We start from the raw sequence: 14646 nt of genomic DNA, 5'->3' as shown, positions 1-14646 counted from the left end.
GCAGCATGAGTCAGGAATGGGATGCCGGTCGGTTGGACAGCGACCTCGATGGCGTAGCGTTCGATACCCTGGCTGTGCGCGCCGGCCAGCACCGTACCCCGGAAGGTGAGCACGGTGACCCGATGTTTTTCACCTCCAGCTATGTGTTCCGCACCGCGGCTGATGCGGCTGCGCGCTTTGCTGGTGAAGTGCCGGGCAACGTCTATTCGCGTTATACCAACCCGACCGTGCGCGCGTTTGAAGAGCGTCTCGCGGCACTGGAAGGTGCTGAGCAGGCGGTGGCTACGGCGACCGGCATGGCGGCAATCCTGGCAGTGGTGATGAGCCTGTGCAGCGCCGGCGACCACGTGCTGGTGTCGCGCAGCGTGTTCGGATCGACCATCAGCCTGTTCGAGAAGTACTTCAAGCGTTTCGGCATCGAAGTGGACTACGTGCCCCTGGCAGACCTGTCCGGCTGGGATGCAGCGATCAAGACCAACACCAGGTTGCTGTTCGTCGAGTCGCCGTCCAACCCATTGGCCGAGTTGGTGGATATCGCGGCATTGTCCGAAGTGGCCCACGCCAAAGGCGCCATGTTGGTGGTGGACAACTGCTTCTGCACCCCGGCGCTGCAACAGCCGTTGAAGCTGGGTGCGGACATCGTCGTGCACTCGGCGACCAAGTTTATCGACGGCCAAGGTCGTTGCATGGGCGGTGTGGTCGCGGGTCGCAGCGAGCAAATGAAAGAAGTGGTTGGTTTCCTTCGCACGGCCGGCCCGACTTTGAGCCCATTCAACGCGTGGATCTTCCTAAAAGGCCTGGAAACCCTCAACCTGCGGATGAAGGCCCATTGCGCCAACGCCCAGGCCCTGGCCGAGTGGCTGGAGCAGCAGGGCGGTATTGAGAAGGTTCACTACGCCGGCCTCAAGAGCCACCCGCAACACGAGTTGGCCCAGCGTCAGCAGCGTGGTTTTGGCGCTGTGGTGAGCTTTGAAGTGAAGGGCGGCAAAGAGGGCGCCTGGCGCTTTATCGATGCGACACGCCTGATCTCCATCACTGCCAACCTGGGTGATAGCAAGACCACCATTACCCATCCGAGCACCACGTCTCACGGTCGCCTGGCGCCGCAGGAGCGCGAAGCGGCGGGTATCCGTGACAGTCTGATCCGTATCGCGGTTGGCCTGGAAGACGTGGCTGACTTGCAGGCTGACCTGGCTCGCGGGCTGGCAGCCTTGTGATCGAGTGGTCCATGGAAGCCGCCGCCAGTAATGGGCGCGTCGCACTGGTCACTGGGGCGGCACGGGGCATTGGTCTCGGGATTGCCGCGTGGCTGATCAGCGAAGGTTGGCAGGTGGTGTTGACCGACCTGGATCGCGAGCGCGGTTCCAGAGTGTCCAAGGTGCTGGGTGAGAACGCCTGGTTTATCAGCATGGACGTGGCTGACGAGAAGCAAGTGGCCCAAGGTGTTGCCGAGGTATTGGGGCAGTTTGGGCGCCTGGACGCGTTGGTCTGCAACGCGGCAGTGGCTGACCCGCGTAATATCACTCTGGAAAGCCTGGACTTGGCTTACTGGAATCGAGTGTTGGCGGTCAATCTCAGTGGGCCGATGCTGTTGGCCAAGCACTGCGCGCCGTACCTGCGTGCCCATGGTGGTGCCATCGTCAACCTGGCGTCGACACGGGCTCGTCAGTCTGAACCGGACACCGAAGCCTATGCAGCGAGCAAAGGTGGCCTGCTGGCCCTTACGCACGCTTTGGCCATGAGCCTTGGGCCGGAAGTGCGGGTCAATGCGGTCAGCCCTGGGTGGATCGACGCGCGTGATCCAGCCGCCCGTCGTGCCGAGCCGTTGAGTGATGCCGATCATGCCCAGCATCCGGCGGGCAGGGTGGGCACTGTAGAGGACGTGGCGGCGATGGTAGCGTGGCTGCTGTCGCGCCAGGCGGGGTTTGTCACCGGGCAAGAGTTTGTCGTGGACGGTGGCATGAGCAAGAAGATGATCTACGAGCAGTGAAGAGCAGCTTCAAGCCACAAGCTGCAAGTGAAAGCGGATTTCGGCGGCTTTTGGCTTGCAGCCTGAAGCTTGCAACTTACTGCTGTTTTTGAAAAAAACTCAATCCTGCTATTGACTTAGGTCTGCTACCTGCGTAAATTTCGCGGCCTCAACGAAGCAAAGGGTGATTAGCTCAGCTGGGAGAGCATCTGCCTTACAAGCAGAGGGTCGGCGGTTCGATCCCGTCATCACCCACCACTTCTTGAGAGTTTTGCCCTGGGGCAAGACGCAACGTTAAAGGTTGCACCGACGCGCAGCGGTAGTTCAGTCGGTTAGAATACCGGCCTGTCACGCCGGGGGTCGCGGGTTCGAGTCCCGTCCGCTGCGCCATATTTTCCAGGTCTGATTAGTCAGGCTTGAGATTGAACAGCCAAGGTTGGTCGATCAGATGTTTAAAGACGGTTGGGGTTGTACGCTCAGCCGGTCAAGCGATACGCAGCGGTAGTTCAGTCGGTTAGAATACCGGCCTGTCACGCCGGGGGTCGCGGGTTCGAGTCCCGTCCGCTGCGCCATATCTGATTCAAGGCCCACTGAACGCCTTGGAGCACAAAGCAAGCCTCTGGCTACTTTGATCCGATAGCAAAGACCCTGGTCGAAAGACCGGGGTTTTTTGTGTCTGCGATTTGGCTTTGTGTGGGAGTGGGGCTTGTTCGAGAAGGCGGTTCGTCAGTCAATATTTCCAGCGACTGACTCACCGAATTCGCGAACAAGCCCGCTCCCACAGTTTGATAGTGTTAGAACCCCAGCTTGTCCCGGAGCCCGTAATACCAGGCACCTATTGCCGCGAACGGCGTACGCAACAGTTGCCCGCCCGGGAACGGGTAGTGAGGCAGGTCTGCAAACGCGTCAAAACGCTCTGCCTGGCCTCTGAGCGCCTCTGCCAGCACCTTGCCGGCCAGATGCGTGTACGTCACGCCATGGCCACTGCAGCCTTGTGAGTAGTAGATGTTGTCACCCAGGCGTCCCACCTGCGGCAAGCGCGACAGGGTCAGCAGGAAATTGCCGGTCCAGGCATAGTCGATCTTCACGTCCTTGAGCTGCGGGAAGGCCTTGAGCATCTTCGGACGGATGATCGCTTCGATATTGGCCGGATCACGCGCGCCATACACCACGCCACCGCCGAAGATCAGGCGCTTGTCGCTGGTGAGGCGGTAGTAGTCCAGCAGATAGTTACAGTCTTCAACGCAGTAATCCTGTGGCAGCAGCGTTTTCGCCAATTCGTCGCCCAGGGGGGCTGTGGTGATCACTTGTGTGCCGCAAGGCATGGATTTGGCTGCCAACTCCGGCACCAGGTTGCCCAGGTAGGCATTGCCCGCGACGATGATGAACTTGGCCCTGACCTTGCCTTCGGCAGTGTGCACCACCGGATTGGCGCCACGCTCGATACGCACTGCTGGCGACTGCTCGTAGATCGTACCGCCCAGGGATTCCACCGCCGCTGCTTCACCAAGCGCCAGATTGAGCGGGTGGATATGCCCGCCGCTCATGTCCAGCAAGCCCCCCACATAGTTGTCACAGGCCACTACTTCGCGGATGCGACGCTCGTCCAGCAGCTCCAGCTGCGTATGGCCATAGCGTTCCCACAGGCGCTTCTGCGATTCCAGATGGCCCATGTGCTTGCTGTTGAGCGCGGCAAATACACCACCGTCCTTCAGGTCGCACTGGATCTGATATTTGGTGATTCGCTCGCGGATGATCTTGCCGCCTTCAAACGCCATCTGCCCCAGCAGTTGCGCCTGCTTGGGCCCGACGCTGCGCTCGATTACATCGATATCACGGCTGTAGCTGTTGACGATCTGTCCGCCGTTGCGGCCCGAGGCACCAAACCCCACCTTGGCGGCTTCCAGCACTGTCACGCGAAAACCGCTCTCCAGCAGGAACAGCGCACTGGAGAGGCCGGTGTAACCGGCGCCAATCACGCACACATCGGTCTCGACCTCGCCTTGCAGTGATGGGCGAGGTGGAACGGCATTCGCGGAAGCGGCGTAATACGACTGGGGGTAGGGGGTGTTCGCCATCCTGGAACCTCTGTTTTATATTTTTTACGAGTGCGCCGATCCTACCTGAGTTGAAAATTGCCTGCCAGCCACGCGAAATTCACGGGTGTGCCCCGCGCAAATAAAAAATTCGCATATTCATAGGGTTAGCTGTAAAAAAGGTGTTGACACCCCTCCGGAATTCCGTAGAATGCCGCCTCACAGCAGGCACGTAGCTCAGTTGGTTAGAGCACCACCTTGACATGGTGGGGGTCGTTGGTTCGAGTCCAATCGCGCCTACCAAACAAAATCCGCTCTGCTGGGCGGTCTAGAGGGGTCATCGGAAACGGTGACCCCTTTTTGCTTTCCGCGATTTGCAAAACTCCCACCTCAAAACGCCAACTCGGCGCCCACCTCGACATACTCGATCTTCTTTTCGTCGTGTCCCTCCTGGTAGTGCTTCGTCATCTTCTCGTCCGCGTGGCCCATGAGCGCCTGGATGTACTCCTGTGGGAATTTCTGCTGCTCATATAGCCAGGTCCCCAATGCGCGGATCTCGTGAAAAGTGGGGCGCTCACCAGTCGGCACATGGTCGTAGGTGTGCGCGGCGTCCCTGGCCTTGCTGAACTCCTTGATCAGATAGTCCGACGTTACGGGTATCCAGTGATCCTTGGCGTCTACCCACATTGACCTCCAACTCATAAACGCACCGATATTGGCGCTATCCCAGTCCTTGGGCTTGCAGGCGAAGGATTGGGGAAATCCTTTAGCCTTTCGCTTGGGTTTCGACGATCAATCGCCAGCCGATAGTCTGCGCCGACCCTGGATGCTGGTGCGTGTTCTGGGGCGGAAACTTGGCGTCTTTGTTTGAAGTGATCTCATCGCCGCAAGTCCATTCTCATAGTCCAGCCTCGCGCTGCGCTTTTTGCATCTGGTGTTCGTAAACCTCAGAAAAAAATCTTGAACCAGAAGGGCGCCAGATTTAACGCTATGCCTAGAGCCATGAAGCCAAAGACTATGGGGGCCTCGAACGGCTTTCGTGAGGAAGTAAAAAAAACCGCGAGCAATGCTCCGATTAGAACGCCTGGAAAGCTGAAGAAGTAAATAAGCCAACCCATAGACTCTGTGACCCAGATGTCGAATAGGTACAAGTACAGTGCCATGGATGCAGCGATTCCTCCCAGCGTACCTCGTGATGCCTTGCATAGAAGAGCTACGCAAAGAACTGCTGCTTGTGGCAACCAGTAACCTGCGAAATTGGCTAAGAAATACGCATTTTTTGGCGATATTAAGGCAGCAACGGCTGGGCTCAACGCGACGCCTATTGCTGCCATAGGTATGCGTATAGGTCGTGAAATACTCTTTTCTACTGATCTCATTCCATGTGACCTTTTTAAAACTGAGTGATGGTGCGGATAGCCCGCGTGGCTTTTGGCGCCAAAGCCTCAATGTTACAGTCCCGCCAAACCAAAGAGGGAACGACATGCGGATTTATGGACGGGACGTCCCAAGCTCGGAGGATATTTGGCAGCTATACAGCCAGATCATCCAGTCTCCAAAACTCTGGGGGGCTGGAGAGTTCAAGGGTAAGCGTCCGGCGAACACGGCTTGGCGAGTCAATAACACATGTCTCCAGCGTGGGCACGGAGAACTCCGGGTAGTCTTCCATTGGGGTGATGAAACCGAAGATGGGCCGAGTTTCCCGCTGGATACCCGCGCATAGCCGATGCTATGTGCGGTCGGGGGGCCGAGAGCCTGTCCCAATCGGATTCATGCCGCGGCTACCACTTCTTCATGCGCACGCGATCGACCCAGCAAAGCGAGCACTAGCAGCGCAGTCAGTGCCGAAGATGCAGCCAGGATGTACAAGACCCAGCGGAATGCCCGGTCGTAGGTCGCCAGCAGCAAGGCGCGCTCGCCGCTGACAAGGGCACTGGCATGCGCCAGATCGCCGAGCGCGGCGCGATTGGCGGCCTCGATCACAACGGCTGGATCGGCCGCGACTAAAGTGCCGAGCAATCCGCCCTGAATTAAGAACGCCAGCATCGCGCCCGCCACCGCGATGGCAATCCCATCGGCCGAAACGCGCACGCAGTTGAAGATGCCGGTCGCCATACCTGCACGTTCTGTCTCCACCACGCTCACGGCCATGCCATCCATCAGCCCCCAAGGCAGGCCAATGCCTGCGCCGATCAACGCCAGCGGCGCTACCAGCGCAGGGCCGGCCCCGCCGGACAACACCTGAGCCATCCAGATCAGTCCGGCCGCCACCAGCAGCAGCCCGACGCCAGACAGGATGCCGGAGGTGAACCAGCGCGACAACAACGCGGTAAGGAACGGCACGACCAGCAGCGGCGCAGCTAGGGCAATCATCATTTGGCCCGCTTCCAATGCGCTCAGTCCGTCGATTCCGATGAAGCGGCCCGGCAGCATCACGATCAGTGTGACAAAGAAGAAGGCCGGCGATGCGGCCAACACCTGCACGCCGACGAAGCGCCCACTGCCGAATAACGAAAGGTCGAGCATCGGGCGCGCGACACGGCGTTCGATGCGTACAAATGCGATGAATAGCACGACTGAGGCCAATAACGTGCCGAGCACCGAAGCGCTGCGCCAGCCTTCTTCCGGCGCCAGCAGGATGCCGTAGGTGAACAAGCTCAGCGCGGCGGTGAAGCTGAGGGCGCCGGGCCAGTCCAGGCCGGTAGAGTCTGGGTCTCGGGACTCTGTGGCGCTGACCCACACCAGCAGGAAACCGGCCACGCCGATCAGCGCCGTCGCCAGGAACACCCAGCGCCAGCCCGCCACCTCCACCAGCAAGCCTGCCGCCAGCGGGCCGAAGGCCAGGCCGATGCCAAACGTGGTGCCGAGCAGGCTGAACACACGTGTACGGATCGGTCCGTGGAAGGTCTGTGCCAGCGAGGACATGGCGCCCGCGAAGGCGGCTGCGCCGCCCAACCCTTGCGCCAGGCGCAGCCCGTCGATCCAGCCGACCGTCGGCGCCAGCGGGATTAAGAACGTTATCAGCACGAATAGCGCCAGGCCGACCAGCCACACGCGCTTGCGGCCATAGGTGTCGGTCAGGCTGCCGGCCGCCATCATGGCGCTACCGTAGGTCAGGATGTAGCCGTTGACCACCCAATTCAATTGCACCGCCGTCCCGCCCAGTTCCTGACTGATGGACGGCAGCACGACGGCCGGCCCGGTGAAGCACAGCGGGATCAGGATGCCGGTAAGGCAGGCGGCAAGCAGTTGCAGCCAGTCGCGTCCGGTGGTACCGCTTGTGGCGGTCAGGGCTTGTGTCATGGGAAACATCCGCAAAGAGTCATTAGAGGGTCAGGCAGGCGTCCCATATCTCGAAAGCCAAGACAGCCGCATCCAACCTGCGCAGCCGTCAGAGTAAGTGCGGGCTCGATTAAGAAAAATGGGCTAAGGTTCCGAACATATCGGACAAATTTTCTTAGAACGGTGAAGAATGGACTCCCTCAATGGCATCGCGTTCTTCGTGCAGGCGGCGCAAGCCCGTAGCTTTTCGGAAGCCGGGCGCGTGCTCGGCGTCTCGTCTTCCGCCGTGGGCAAGAGCGTGGCCCGGCTGGAGGAGCGGCTGGGCGTGCGCCTGCTCCACCGTAGCACGCGCAGTATCACGCTGACCGCCGAGGGCACGCTGTTCCTGGAGCGTTGCCGGCGCATCCTCTGCGAGGTCGAGGCGGCGGAATTGGAACTGTCGGAAACCCGGCAAGCGCCCCAGGGCAAGCTGCGCGTGAGCATGCCGCTGGTAGGCAGCTTGGTCATGCCGGCGCTGACGGCCTTCATGCACCGCTACCCCGCCATCGAACTGGACGTGGATTTCTCGGATCGGATGGTTGATGTAATTGAGGACGGATTCGATGCCGTCATTCGCACCGGAGAACCGACTGATTCCCGGTTGATGTCCCGTGCACTGGGCACTTTCAAGCTGCTGCTAGTTGCCTCGCCCCGGTACTTCACCGCGCGCGGCACTCCGCGCGAACCCGCCGACCTGACGGGCCACGCGTGCCTGCAACATAAGTTCCCGAGTACCGGCAAGTTCGAGTCGTGGCCCTTGCGCAGGCAGGAGGGCGAGGCAGAACCCGTCCTCTTGGCCTCGATGGTATGCAACACCACCGAGGCCCTGTTTCACGTCGCCCGCGATGGCCTTGGAATCGCCTGCCTGCCGGACTTCATGGTGCGTGATGCCATTGCGGCCGGCGAACTGGTGACGGTGCTGGACGACTTCAACCAGCATCAGGGCACCTTCCGCATGCTTTGGCCATCGAGCAAGCACCGGGCGCCGAAGCTGCGCGCATTCATCGATTTCATGGGCGCGGAGCTTTTCAAAACTTGATCCGGACTGGGCCACGTAAGCGCCGATGCCCATCACCTGGGCCTATCCAGGAACTTCGACGCGATGCGCTGACGCCTGCCGCGTCTGCTACAGCATCAGTGCGGTCCCCAGGCCCACGGCAACCGTCAGCGTGCCGTCAACGCACTTTGCGAAAGTCAGATAGGCACCCACTGATGTGGCAACAGTTGCCCAATCTCACTCGCGCGCTGAGTTGGCAGGTGCGTGAGTACATCCTTCAAATAGGCATACGGATCATGCCCGTTGAGCCGCGTAGACTGGATCAAGCTCATGATCGCTGCCGCTCGTTTGCCGCTGCGCAACGAACCCGCAAAGAGCCAGTTGGAACGGCGTTGTGGCTGCATGAAAGACCCGCTTAAAAGGCTAGAACTGGTGTCCACTTAAATTTGAGTGCACACCATGTCTTGGCTTTGCAGGCCGGGATAGATGACTTAGCCGGACGGATATGTTCAAGAATGCGGCAGTCAATGTTGGCCTTCGTAAGATCGCTCAGCTCGCGTCGGATTACTCCAGTCTCTTCAGGCTGAAGCTCGGGGAACCCAGAATTGCGCACTATAACCACATCTTTGAATACAACGACCACCGGGTTCGTGTGCTATCGAGCGGTTGCGTCTGGGTCGTAATCTCCAACCTGTCAGTCATCAAGCAATTGCCAAATGATTGGTGGCCACACCCCGCATCATAATTACTTCCTTAGTGCCATACGAGACGGTCCGTCGTGTGGTTCAGATGAGCCGCTACGCAAGCCTTGCGGTATCCGTCCAATGACCTACGCACAACAAGGCCATGGTTCCCCAGTCGGCGTTGGGCCTTTTGCGTCCTGTTCCGGATGCTAAAGTCCCACCTAAACAGCGAGGGAACGACATGCGAATTTGGACGGCGGTGGAAATGGTTTAGGAGCTTCGAGATGGACTTTGCGACGACACTCTGGGAGTGGTATGGGGAGGGTGAATACAAGCGGGTGCTCGCCGTTTGTGAAGCGTTTCCTGCTCTGGAATTCTTGGCGATGAGTGCAGATGCGCAACAAAAAACTATTCCGGACTGCCCTGCATGCGAAGCTTGGTCCATGACAATGTTGCCGTTGAGCGATACCTTGGTCGCCTGTGGTAACGCAATGCCAAGCGAATTAAGACGTGGCCTCGAAAGTCTCTGGAAACTATGTAACGGCCTGTCTGAAGACCCTATTTGCTTGACGGCTGATGACAAGCGGCAAATCGAACCAGCTATCGAAAAACATGGAGCTCGTGCCTTCGGGAAGAATCCACAGTTGTTTCAATCACCCACAAAATTTATTGGTTCGCAGCAACAATTTTTCTTGTTGGACACCTCCCGCCCCCAGGCAGCAAAGTTGCCGCCACTGACGCTCGACCTTCCGGGTCAACAATAAAAAACCGAGCCGACTGCACGCCACTTCTTGCTGTGAACCCTTTGTTCACATCCTGCTGTAATGGCGCCGCAGCGCGCACTTAAGGACCTCACCGCCATGCAAACTGTTGTGAACTTATGGCCGTTGATCGGCGTACTTGTGATCGTGGTTGGCTTTGTCTTGCGCTTCAACCCGCTGTTAGTAGTCACCGCCGCCGCTATCGCCACGGGGCTTGCAGCCCAATTCCCCTTGGAAAAAATCCTCGCGACCATGGGCGATGGCTTCCTTCAGACCCGTGCCTTGCAATTGATCCTTTTGTTGCCCCTGGCGGTCATCGGCCTGCTGGAGCGTCACGGGCTGCGCCTGCATGCGCAGAACTGGATTGCGCGGTTCGAGCGCGCCACGGTGGGGCGTTTGTTGATCATCTATCTGTTTGTGCGCGAATCCACCGCTGCCATGGGATTGACCAGCCTGGGTGGGCACCCGCAGATGGTGCGCCCGTTGCTGGCGCCCATGGCCGAGGGCGCTGCGGAAAAACGCTACGGCAAACTGCCGGATAAACTCCGTCACAAGGTGTTGGCCATGTGCGCCGCGACGGATAATGTCGGTCTGTTTTTTGGTGAAGACATTTTTGTCGCCTTTGGCGCGATCGCGTTGATGCACACGTTCCTGCTCGGCTCGGGTATTGATGTGGAACCTTTGCACATTGCGGTGTGGGGCATTCCTACAGCGATTTGCGCGTTCATCGTCCATGCGATTCGCCTGCACCGGTTCGATCGAAGACTTACCCGTGAGATGACGCCGGCCACTACGCCAGTGGAGGCCGCGCAATGATCATTTCCATTCAATACCTGTACTGGCTGGCCGGGGTTCTGCTGCTGATCACGGCGGGCATGATCTTGATGGACCGAACCCATCCCAAGCGCTGGTCCAGTGCATTGTTCTGGCTGTTGTTCGCCATTCCGTTCCTGATTGGCGAGCGACTGCCTTCGGTGGTCATCGGCGCTGGCGTCGTGGTAATGGCATTGATCGCCGGCATGGGCGGCGTCGGCCGTGGCAAGCATGCTGAGTTGCATGACAAGGCATCCCGCGCCAGTGCCGGTCGATTGGGCCACAAACTCTTCATTCCTGCGTTGGCCATTCCGCTGACCACGGTGATTGGCTCGGTATTACTCAAGCACACCGAGATCGGCGGTGTACCGCTGCTGGATCCGAAAAACACCACTTTCGTTTCTCTTGGGATAGGTTGTCTGATTGCTCTTGGCCTGGCTTGCTGGCTCACCCGTGATACGCCGGTGCAAGCGCTTCGTGAGTCCCGCCGTCTCACTGAAGCCCTTGGCTGGGCTATGGTGCTTCCGCAAATGCTGGCGATGCTCGGCTTGCTGTTTAACGAAGCGGGGGTCGGTACGGCCGTTGCGCATGTCACCACTACCTACATCAACCTGGATTTCAAGTTGGTGGCAGTGATGGTCTATGTGCTGGGCATGGCCTTGTTTACGGTGATCATGGGGAACGGCTTCGCGGCGTTTCCGGTGATGACTGGCGGTGTCGGCGTGCCCGTGCTGGTGGGTATCTACGGCGGGAATCCGGCGGTGATGGCGGCAATTGGCATGTTCTCTGGCTATTGCGGGACCTTGATGACGCCGATGGCCGCCAATTTCAACATCGTGCCAGCAGCGTTATTGGAGCTGCCGGACAAGAATGCCGTGATCAAGGCACAATTTCCCACCGCGTTGATGATGCTGGTGGTCAATATTGTCCTGCTCTACCTGTTGATGTGAGGCCAAGATGCAAACTGTACTGCTGACGGGCTTCGAGCCCTTTGATCAAGACTCGGTGAATCCGTCATGGGAAGCGGTGCGCCAGTTGGAAGGTGTTTCCTTGGCGCCAGGTGTGCAGATTGTGGCGCGCCAACTGCCTTGCGCGTTTGCCAACGCTGGCGAGTGCCTGACCCAGTTGATCGACGAATTACGCCCGGCGATGGTGATAGCGACTGGCCTGGGGCCAGGCCGTAGTGATATCTCGATCGAACGGGTGGCGATCAATATCAACGATGCTCGCATTCCCGATAACCTGGGCGAGCAGCCCATCGATACGGCAGTCGTGACAGGCGGCCCGGCGGCCTATTTCACCACATTGCCGATCAAGGCGATGGTCCAGAGCGTGCGCGAAATGGGAATCGCGGCCTCGGTTTCACAGACGGCGGGGACGTTTGTGTGTAATCAGGTGTTTTATCTATTGCAGCATGCGCTTGCAGGGTCTGGGGTGCGCAGTGGGTTTATCCACGTACCGTTTCTGCCGGAGCAGGTGGCGGGTTCGCAGCGGCCCTCGATGGCGCTGGGCACCATGGTTGCGGGATTGCAGGCGGCTGTGCTGGCGGCGTGGCAAACGCCCGTGGATGCAAAAGAAGTGGGCGGGCAGGTCAGCTGACCGGCCCGACGCTTCTCACATTGCAAACAGTCGGATGAGCCCGAAGGTGATGGCGCAGGCCAGGCCTGTCATTGCGAATGCAGTGGCCACGTACCACTTGATAATGTTCAGTTCAGTGGTTGCCAGGTCTGTCTTGGACGCGAAGTGCTTATCCATGGCGTCTGCCTTGCCCGAAACGGTGATCAGCTTCTCATTCATTTCAGCCAGCCCCTTTTCCAGTAAACCTAATCGCATTTCCATTCCCGTGTCTCCCTATGGTTACCGCTGCGGGCTCTGCCTTGAGCCCCTTGGGAACGAAGAATAGTGTGGCTTCAGTCCCTCCGTAAGAGACAAACTTTTGCAAAATACCACCGGGCGTTTGTTGCTCAGTCTTCCCGCTTTGGAAAGAACAGATCAAAACACGTCACTCCCGCCTCACTGCTCACGCTGTACTGCCCGTTATGCAGTTGCATGATGGTCGCCACGATCGACAAGCCCAGCCCATTGGATTGCGCCGATCGTTCCCGTGACTCATCCACCCGGTAAAACCGTTCGAACAGCCGCGGCAAATGCTCGGCAGCGATGGTCTCGCCCTGATTGCTGACCCTAAGGTGAATGCCCTCGGCATCGGGAACCGCCTGAATCACTAGCTCGGTACTCGGCGCACCATATTTGATGGCATTGGCGCACAGGTTCGCCAGGGCCCTGCGCAGCAGCATCGGCTCCGCCCAAATTACCCCTTCACCGCTGGCATGAATGCTGATATCCACATCACCCGCCAGGCCCTCGAAATAATCAGCGATACGTTCCACCTCATCCGCTGCGCTCAGTTCCTGGCGTTGCCGCAGCGCACTGGCGGGGTCGGTACGGGCCAGGAACAGCATGTTGTCGAGCATCCGCGCGAGGCGCTCAAGTTCTTCGACATTGGACGCCAGCAGTTGCTGATAGCTCTCGATGCTGCGGTGTTGCTGCAGGGCGACCTGGGTTTCGCCCAACAGGTTATTGATGGGAGTGCGCAGTTCGTGGGCCATGTCGGTAGACACCTGTCCCAGTTGTACAAAACCCTTGGCCAGCCGCTCCAGCATGGTGTTGAATGAATCAATCATCGGCAGCAATTCTTTCGGCGCGCCGTAGCTGTCGAGGCGTTCGGCGAGGTTACCGACGCCGATGCCATGGGCGTGCCGTGCCAGGCGGCGCAACGGCACAAGTCCGCGATGCACCAGCAGATACCCAACAACAGCCAGGATGATCGCGGCAATGCTTGCCAGGATGTAAACGCTGAGGCGATAGCTGGCGAGCACTGCTGTGCGCTCGGTCATAAGGCGTCCCGTGGTGACTTGCAGGCTGCCCAGGTCGCCCGAGTCGATGGACGCGGCCACGGTCGCAAAGGGCACGCCATCGATGCTGGGAAAGTGGTGCACATCTGCAAACGTCAGCTCGTGGTTCTTCGGGACGGGGGGGACGGAGGGCAGGTCGATATTGCCGGGGTTGACTGTCAATAACGGTTGTTGCCCTGGCGCGGCGATGCTCAGCACCGATTCACGATTGCCCAGCATGTTCTGAAACAGCTCCGGCTTGGTCTTGATCAAGTCGACGGTGTTGCTGTCATTGAGCAGGTTGCGCAATTGATCGACGCGGTAGATCAGGGCCGCGTCGTCGCGCCTGATCAACTCCCGCTCCAGCTCGCGGTACAGCGCCACGCCGAGGGTCGCCAGCAAAGCGAAGGCGAGCAGGGCGAAGATCAGCGCCAGGCGCAGAGTCAGGGAATAATGACGTCGCTTGATCATGGCTGTGTATCGAAGCGGTAGCCGATGCCGCGCACGCTGTGGATCAGCTTGAGCTGGAACGGGTCGTCGATTTTCAGGCGCAGACGGCGTACCGCTACGTCCACCACGTTGGTGTCGCTGTCGAAATTCATGTCCCACACCCGCGACGCGATCAGCGAGCGGGACAACACCTGGTCTTGGTGGGTAGCGAACAGATGCAGCAGAGCAAACTCCTTGTTGGTCAGGGTAATGCGGGTGCCGGCGCGGGTGACGCGGCGCTTGAGCACATCGATTTGCAGGTCGGCGATCTGTAGCTGTTCCTCATCCCGGCTCGGACCGCGACGGGTCAGCGTGCGCAAGCGTGCCACCAGTTCGGCGAAGGAAAAAGGCTTGATCAGGTAATCGTCAGCGCCCAGTTCCAGGCCCTTGATGCGGTCAGCAATATCATCGCGGGCCGTCAGAAAAAGTACCGGCGTATCGACTTCCTTGCGCAGGCGACGCAGCACCTCCCAACCGTCCATTTTCGGCATCATCACATCCAGCACGATCACGTCGAAGGACGTTTCCAGTGCTTGGTGCAACCCGTCCACGCCGTCTCTGGCAAGGCTGACGGAGTAGCCCAGTTCCTGTAGGCCATTGAGCAAGTAATTGCCGGCCTTGGGTTCGTCTTCGACAACGAGGATGTTCATGGGAAGTGCCCTGTCTCAATGCGTGGCGCAAGT

13 protein-coding genes, 4 tRNA genes and 1 pseudogene are annotated in these 14646 nt (G+C 59.2%); 11 read left to right on the top strand and 7 right to left on the bottom strand.

What is annotated here, in order from left to right; all coding sequences use genetic code 11:
- Nucleotides 1-5: 5 nt before the first annotated feature.
- The 5 genes from LVW35_RS18975 to LVW35_RS18955 all read left to right on the top strand — a co-directional run bounded on the left by LVW35_RS18975 (nt 6) and on the right by LVW35_RS18955 (nt 2541).
- A complete protein-coding gene (locus tag LVW35_RS18975; RefSeq protein WP_233891550.1) occupies nt 6-1217 on the top strand; it encodes an O-succinylhomoserine sulfhydrylase in 1212 nt (403 codons plus the stop codon).
- 11 nt (nt 1218-1228) lie between these two features.
- Nucleotides 1229-1990: an SDR family oxidoreductase gene (locus LVW35_RS18970; protein WP_233891549.1), complete on the top strand. Its 762-nt coding sequence runs from the start codon at nt 1229-1231 to the stop codon at nt 1988-1990.
- Nucleotides 1991-2151: 161 nt separating this feature from the next.
- A tRNA-Val gene (locus LVW35_RS18965) sits at nt 2152-2227 on the top strand.
- A 55-nt stretch (nt 2228-2282) separates the two neighbouring features.
- A tRNA-Asp gene (locus tag LVW35_RS18960) sits at nt 2283-2359 on the top strand.
- Nucleotides 2360-2464: 105 nt separating this feature from the next.
- Nucleotides 2465-2541: transfer RNA gene (locus tag LVW35_RS18955), tRNA-Asp, on the top strand.
- Nucleotides 2542-2763: 222 nt separating this feature from the next.
- Here LVW35_RS18955 and LVW35_RS18950 read toward each other — a convergent pair.
- Nucleotides 2764-4047, bottom strand: a complete 1284-nt coding sequence (locus LVW35_RS18950; RefSeq protein WP_233891548.1) for an NAD(P)/FAD-dependent oxidoreductase — start codon at nt 4045-4047, stop codon at nt 2764-2766.
- 184 nt (nt 4048-4231) lie between these two features.
- Here LVW35_RS18950 and LVW35_RS18945 point away from each other — a divergent pair.
- Nucleotides 4232-4308: transfer RNA gene (locus tag LVW35_RS18945), tRNA-Val, on the top strand.
- Between the two features lie 87 nt (nt 4309-4395).
- Here the strand turns inward: LVW35_RS18945 and LVW35_RS18940 are convergent.
- Together LVW35_RS18940 and LVW35_RS18935 are read right to left on the bottom strand one after the other, a co-directional pair.
- On the bottom strand, nt 4396-4707 hold the full coding sequence (locus tag LVW35_RS18940; protein ID WP_233891547.1) for a tyrosine-type recombinase/integrase: 312 nt from the start codon (nt 4705-4707) through the stop codon (nt 4396-4398).
- Between the two features lie 1068 nt (nt 4708-5775).
- Nucleotides 5776-7308, bottom strand: coding sequence for an MFS transporter (locus tag LVW35_RS18935; RefSeq protein ID WP_233891546.1), 1533 nt, complete (start codon nt 7306-7308; stop codon nt 5776-5778).
- 169 nt (nt 7309-7477) lie between these two features.
- On the opposite strand from LVW35_RS18935, the gene LVW35_RS18930 reads away from it, so the two are divergent.
- On the top strand, nt 7478-8365 hold the full coding sequence (locus LVW35_RS18930; protein WP_233891545.1) for a LysR family transcriptional regulator: 888 nt from the start codon (nt 7478-7480) through the stop codon (nt 8363-8365).
- Between the two features lie 155 nt (nt 8366-8520).
- On the opposite strand, the pseudogene LVW35_RS18925 reads toward LVW35_RS18930, so the two are convergent.
- Nucleotides 8521-8712, bottom strand: a pseudogene (locus tag LVW35_RS18925) (transposase domain-containing protein); the annotation flags it as partial.
- 578 nt (nt 8713-9290) lie between these two features.
- Between LVW35_RS18925 and LVW35_RS18920 the strand changes: the two are divergent.
- The 4 genes from LVW35_RS18920 to pcp all read left to right on the top strand — a co-directional run bounded on the left by LVW35_RS18920 (nt 9291) and on the right by pcp (nt 12179).
- Nucleotides 9291-9770 carry a hypothetical protein gene (locus LVW35_RS18920; protein ID WP_233891544.1) on the top strand — a complete coding sequence of 160 codons (480 nt, stop codon included), beginning with the start codon at nt 9291-9293 and terminating at the stop codon, nt 9768-9770.
- 96 nt (nt 9771-9866) lie between these two features.
- Entirely contained in the window at nt 9867-10583 is a 717-nt protein-coding gene (locus tag LVW35_RS18915; RefSeq protein ID WP_233891543.1) for a DUF969 domain-containing protein, read from the top strand.
- Nucleotides 10580-11530 carry a DUF979 domain-containing protein gene (locus LVW35_RS18910; protein WP_233891542.1) on the top strand — a complete coding sequence of 317 codons (951 nt, stop codon included), beginning with the start codon at nt 10580-10582 and terminating at the stop codon, nt 11528-11530. The genes LVW35_RS18915 and LVW35_RS18910 overlap by 4 nt, the downstream gene beginning before the upstream one ends.
- Before the next feature lie 7 nt (nt 11531-11537).
- Nucleotides 11538-12179: a pyroglutamyl-peptidase I gene (gene pcp, locus LVW35_RS18905; RefSeq protein ID WP_233891541.1), complete on the top strand. Its 642-nt coding sequence runs from the start codon at nt 11538-11540 to the stop codon at nt 12177-12179.
- Between the two features lie 15 nt (nt 12180-12194).
- Here the strand turns inward: pcp and LVW35_RS18900 are convergent, their stop codons facing one another.
- The 3 genes from LVW35_RS18900 to LVW35_RS18890 all read right to left on the bottom strand — a co-directional run bounded on the left by LVW35_RS18900 (nt 12195) and on the right by LVW35_RS18890 (nt 14613).
- Entirely contained in the window at nt 12195-12419 is a 225-nt protein-coding gene (locus LVW35_RS18900; protein WP_233891540.1) for a hypothetical protein, read from the bottom strand.
- Nucleotides 12420-12544: 125 nt separating this feature from the next.
- Nucleotides 12545-13945, bottom strand: coding sequence for a heavy metal sensor histidine kinase (locus LVW35_RS18895; protein WP_233891539.1), 1401 nt, complete (start codon nt 13943-13945; stop codon nt 12545-12547).
- Nucleotides 13942-14613, bottom strand: a complete 672-nt coding sequence (locus LVW35_RS18890; RefSeq protein WP_233891538.1) for a heavy metal response regulator transcription factor — start codon at nt 14611-14613, stop codon at nt 13942-13944. The genes LVW35_RS18895 and LVW35_RS18890 overlap by 4 nt, the downstream gene beginning before the upstream one ends.
- Nucleotides 14614-14646: the final 33 nt, after the last annotated feature.

Source organism: Pseudomonas sp. HN11, from assembly GCF_021390155.1.
Classification (GTDB): domain Bacteria; phylum Pseudomonadota; class Gammaproteobacteria; order Pseudomonadales; family Pseudomonadaceae; genus Aquipseudomonas.
The sequence above is the reverse complement of the archived record's forward strand: the minus strand, read 5'-3'. Positions and strand labels throughout refer to the sequence as shown.

Coding starts and splice junctions, on each gene's coding strand:
- LVW35_RS18935 (WP_233891546.1), bottom strand. CDS start 7,308: ATGACACAAGCCCTGACCGCCACAAGCGGTACCACCGGACGCGACTGG.
- LVW35_RS18950 (WP_233891548.1), bottom strand. CDS start 4,047: ATGGCGAACACCCCCTACCCCCAGTCGTATTACGCCGCTTCCGCGAAT.
- LVW35_RS18975 (WP_233891550.1), top strand. CDS start 6: ATGAGTCAGGAATGGGATGCCGGTCGGTTGGACAGCGACCTCGATGGC.
- LVW35_RS18900 (WP_233891540.1), bottom strand. CDS start 12,419: ATGGAAATGCGATTAGGTTTACTGGAAAAGGGGCTGGCTGAAATGAAT.
- LVW35_RS18915 (WP_233891543.1), top strand. CDS start 9,867: ATGCAAACTGTTGTGAACTTATGGCCGTTGATCGGCGTACTTGTGATC.
- LVW35_RS18970 (WP_233891549.1), top strand. CDS start 1,229: ATGGAAGCCGCCGCCAGTAATGGGCGCGTCGCACTGGTCACTGGGGCG.
- LVW35_RS18890 (WP_233891538.1), bottom strand. CDS start 14,613: ATGAACATCCTCGTTGTCGAAGACGAACCCAAGGCCGGCAATTACTTG.
- LVW35_RS18920 (WP_233891544.1), top strand. CDS start 9,291: ATGGACTTTGCGACGACACTCTGGGAGTGGTATGGGGAGGGTGAATAC.
- LVW35_RS18940 (WP_233891547.1), bottom strand. CDS start 4,707: ATGAGTTGGAGGTCAATGTGGGTAGACGCCAAGGATCACTGGATACCC.
- pcp (WP_233891541.1), top strand. CDS start 11,538: ATGCAAACTGTACTGCTGACGGGCTTCGAGCCCTTTGATCAAGACTCG.
- LVW35_RS18895 (WP_233891539.1), bottom strand. CDS start 13,945: ATGATCAAGCGACGTCATTATTCCCTGACTCTGCGCCTGGCGCTGATC.
- LVW35_RS18910 (WP_233891542.1), top strand. CDS start 10,580: ATGATCATTTCCATTCAATACCTGTACTGGCTGGCCGGGGTTCTGCTG.
- LVW35_RS18930 (WP_233891545.1), top strand. CDS start 7,478: ATGGACTCCCTCAATGGCATCGCGTTCTTCGTGCAGGCGGCGCAAGCC.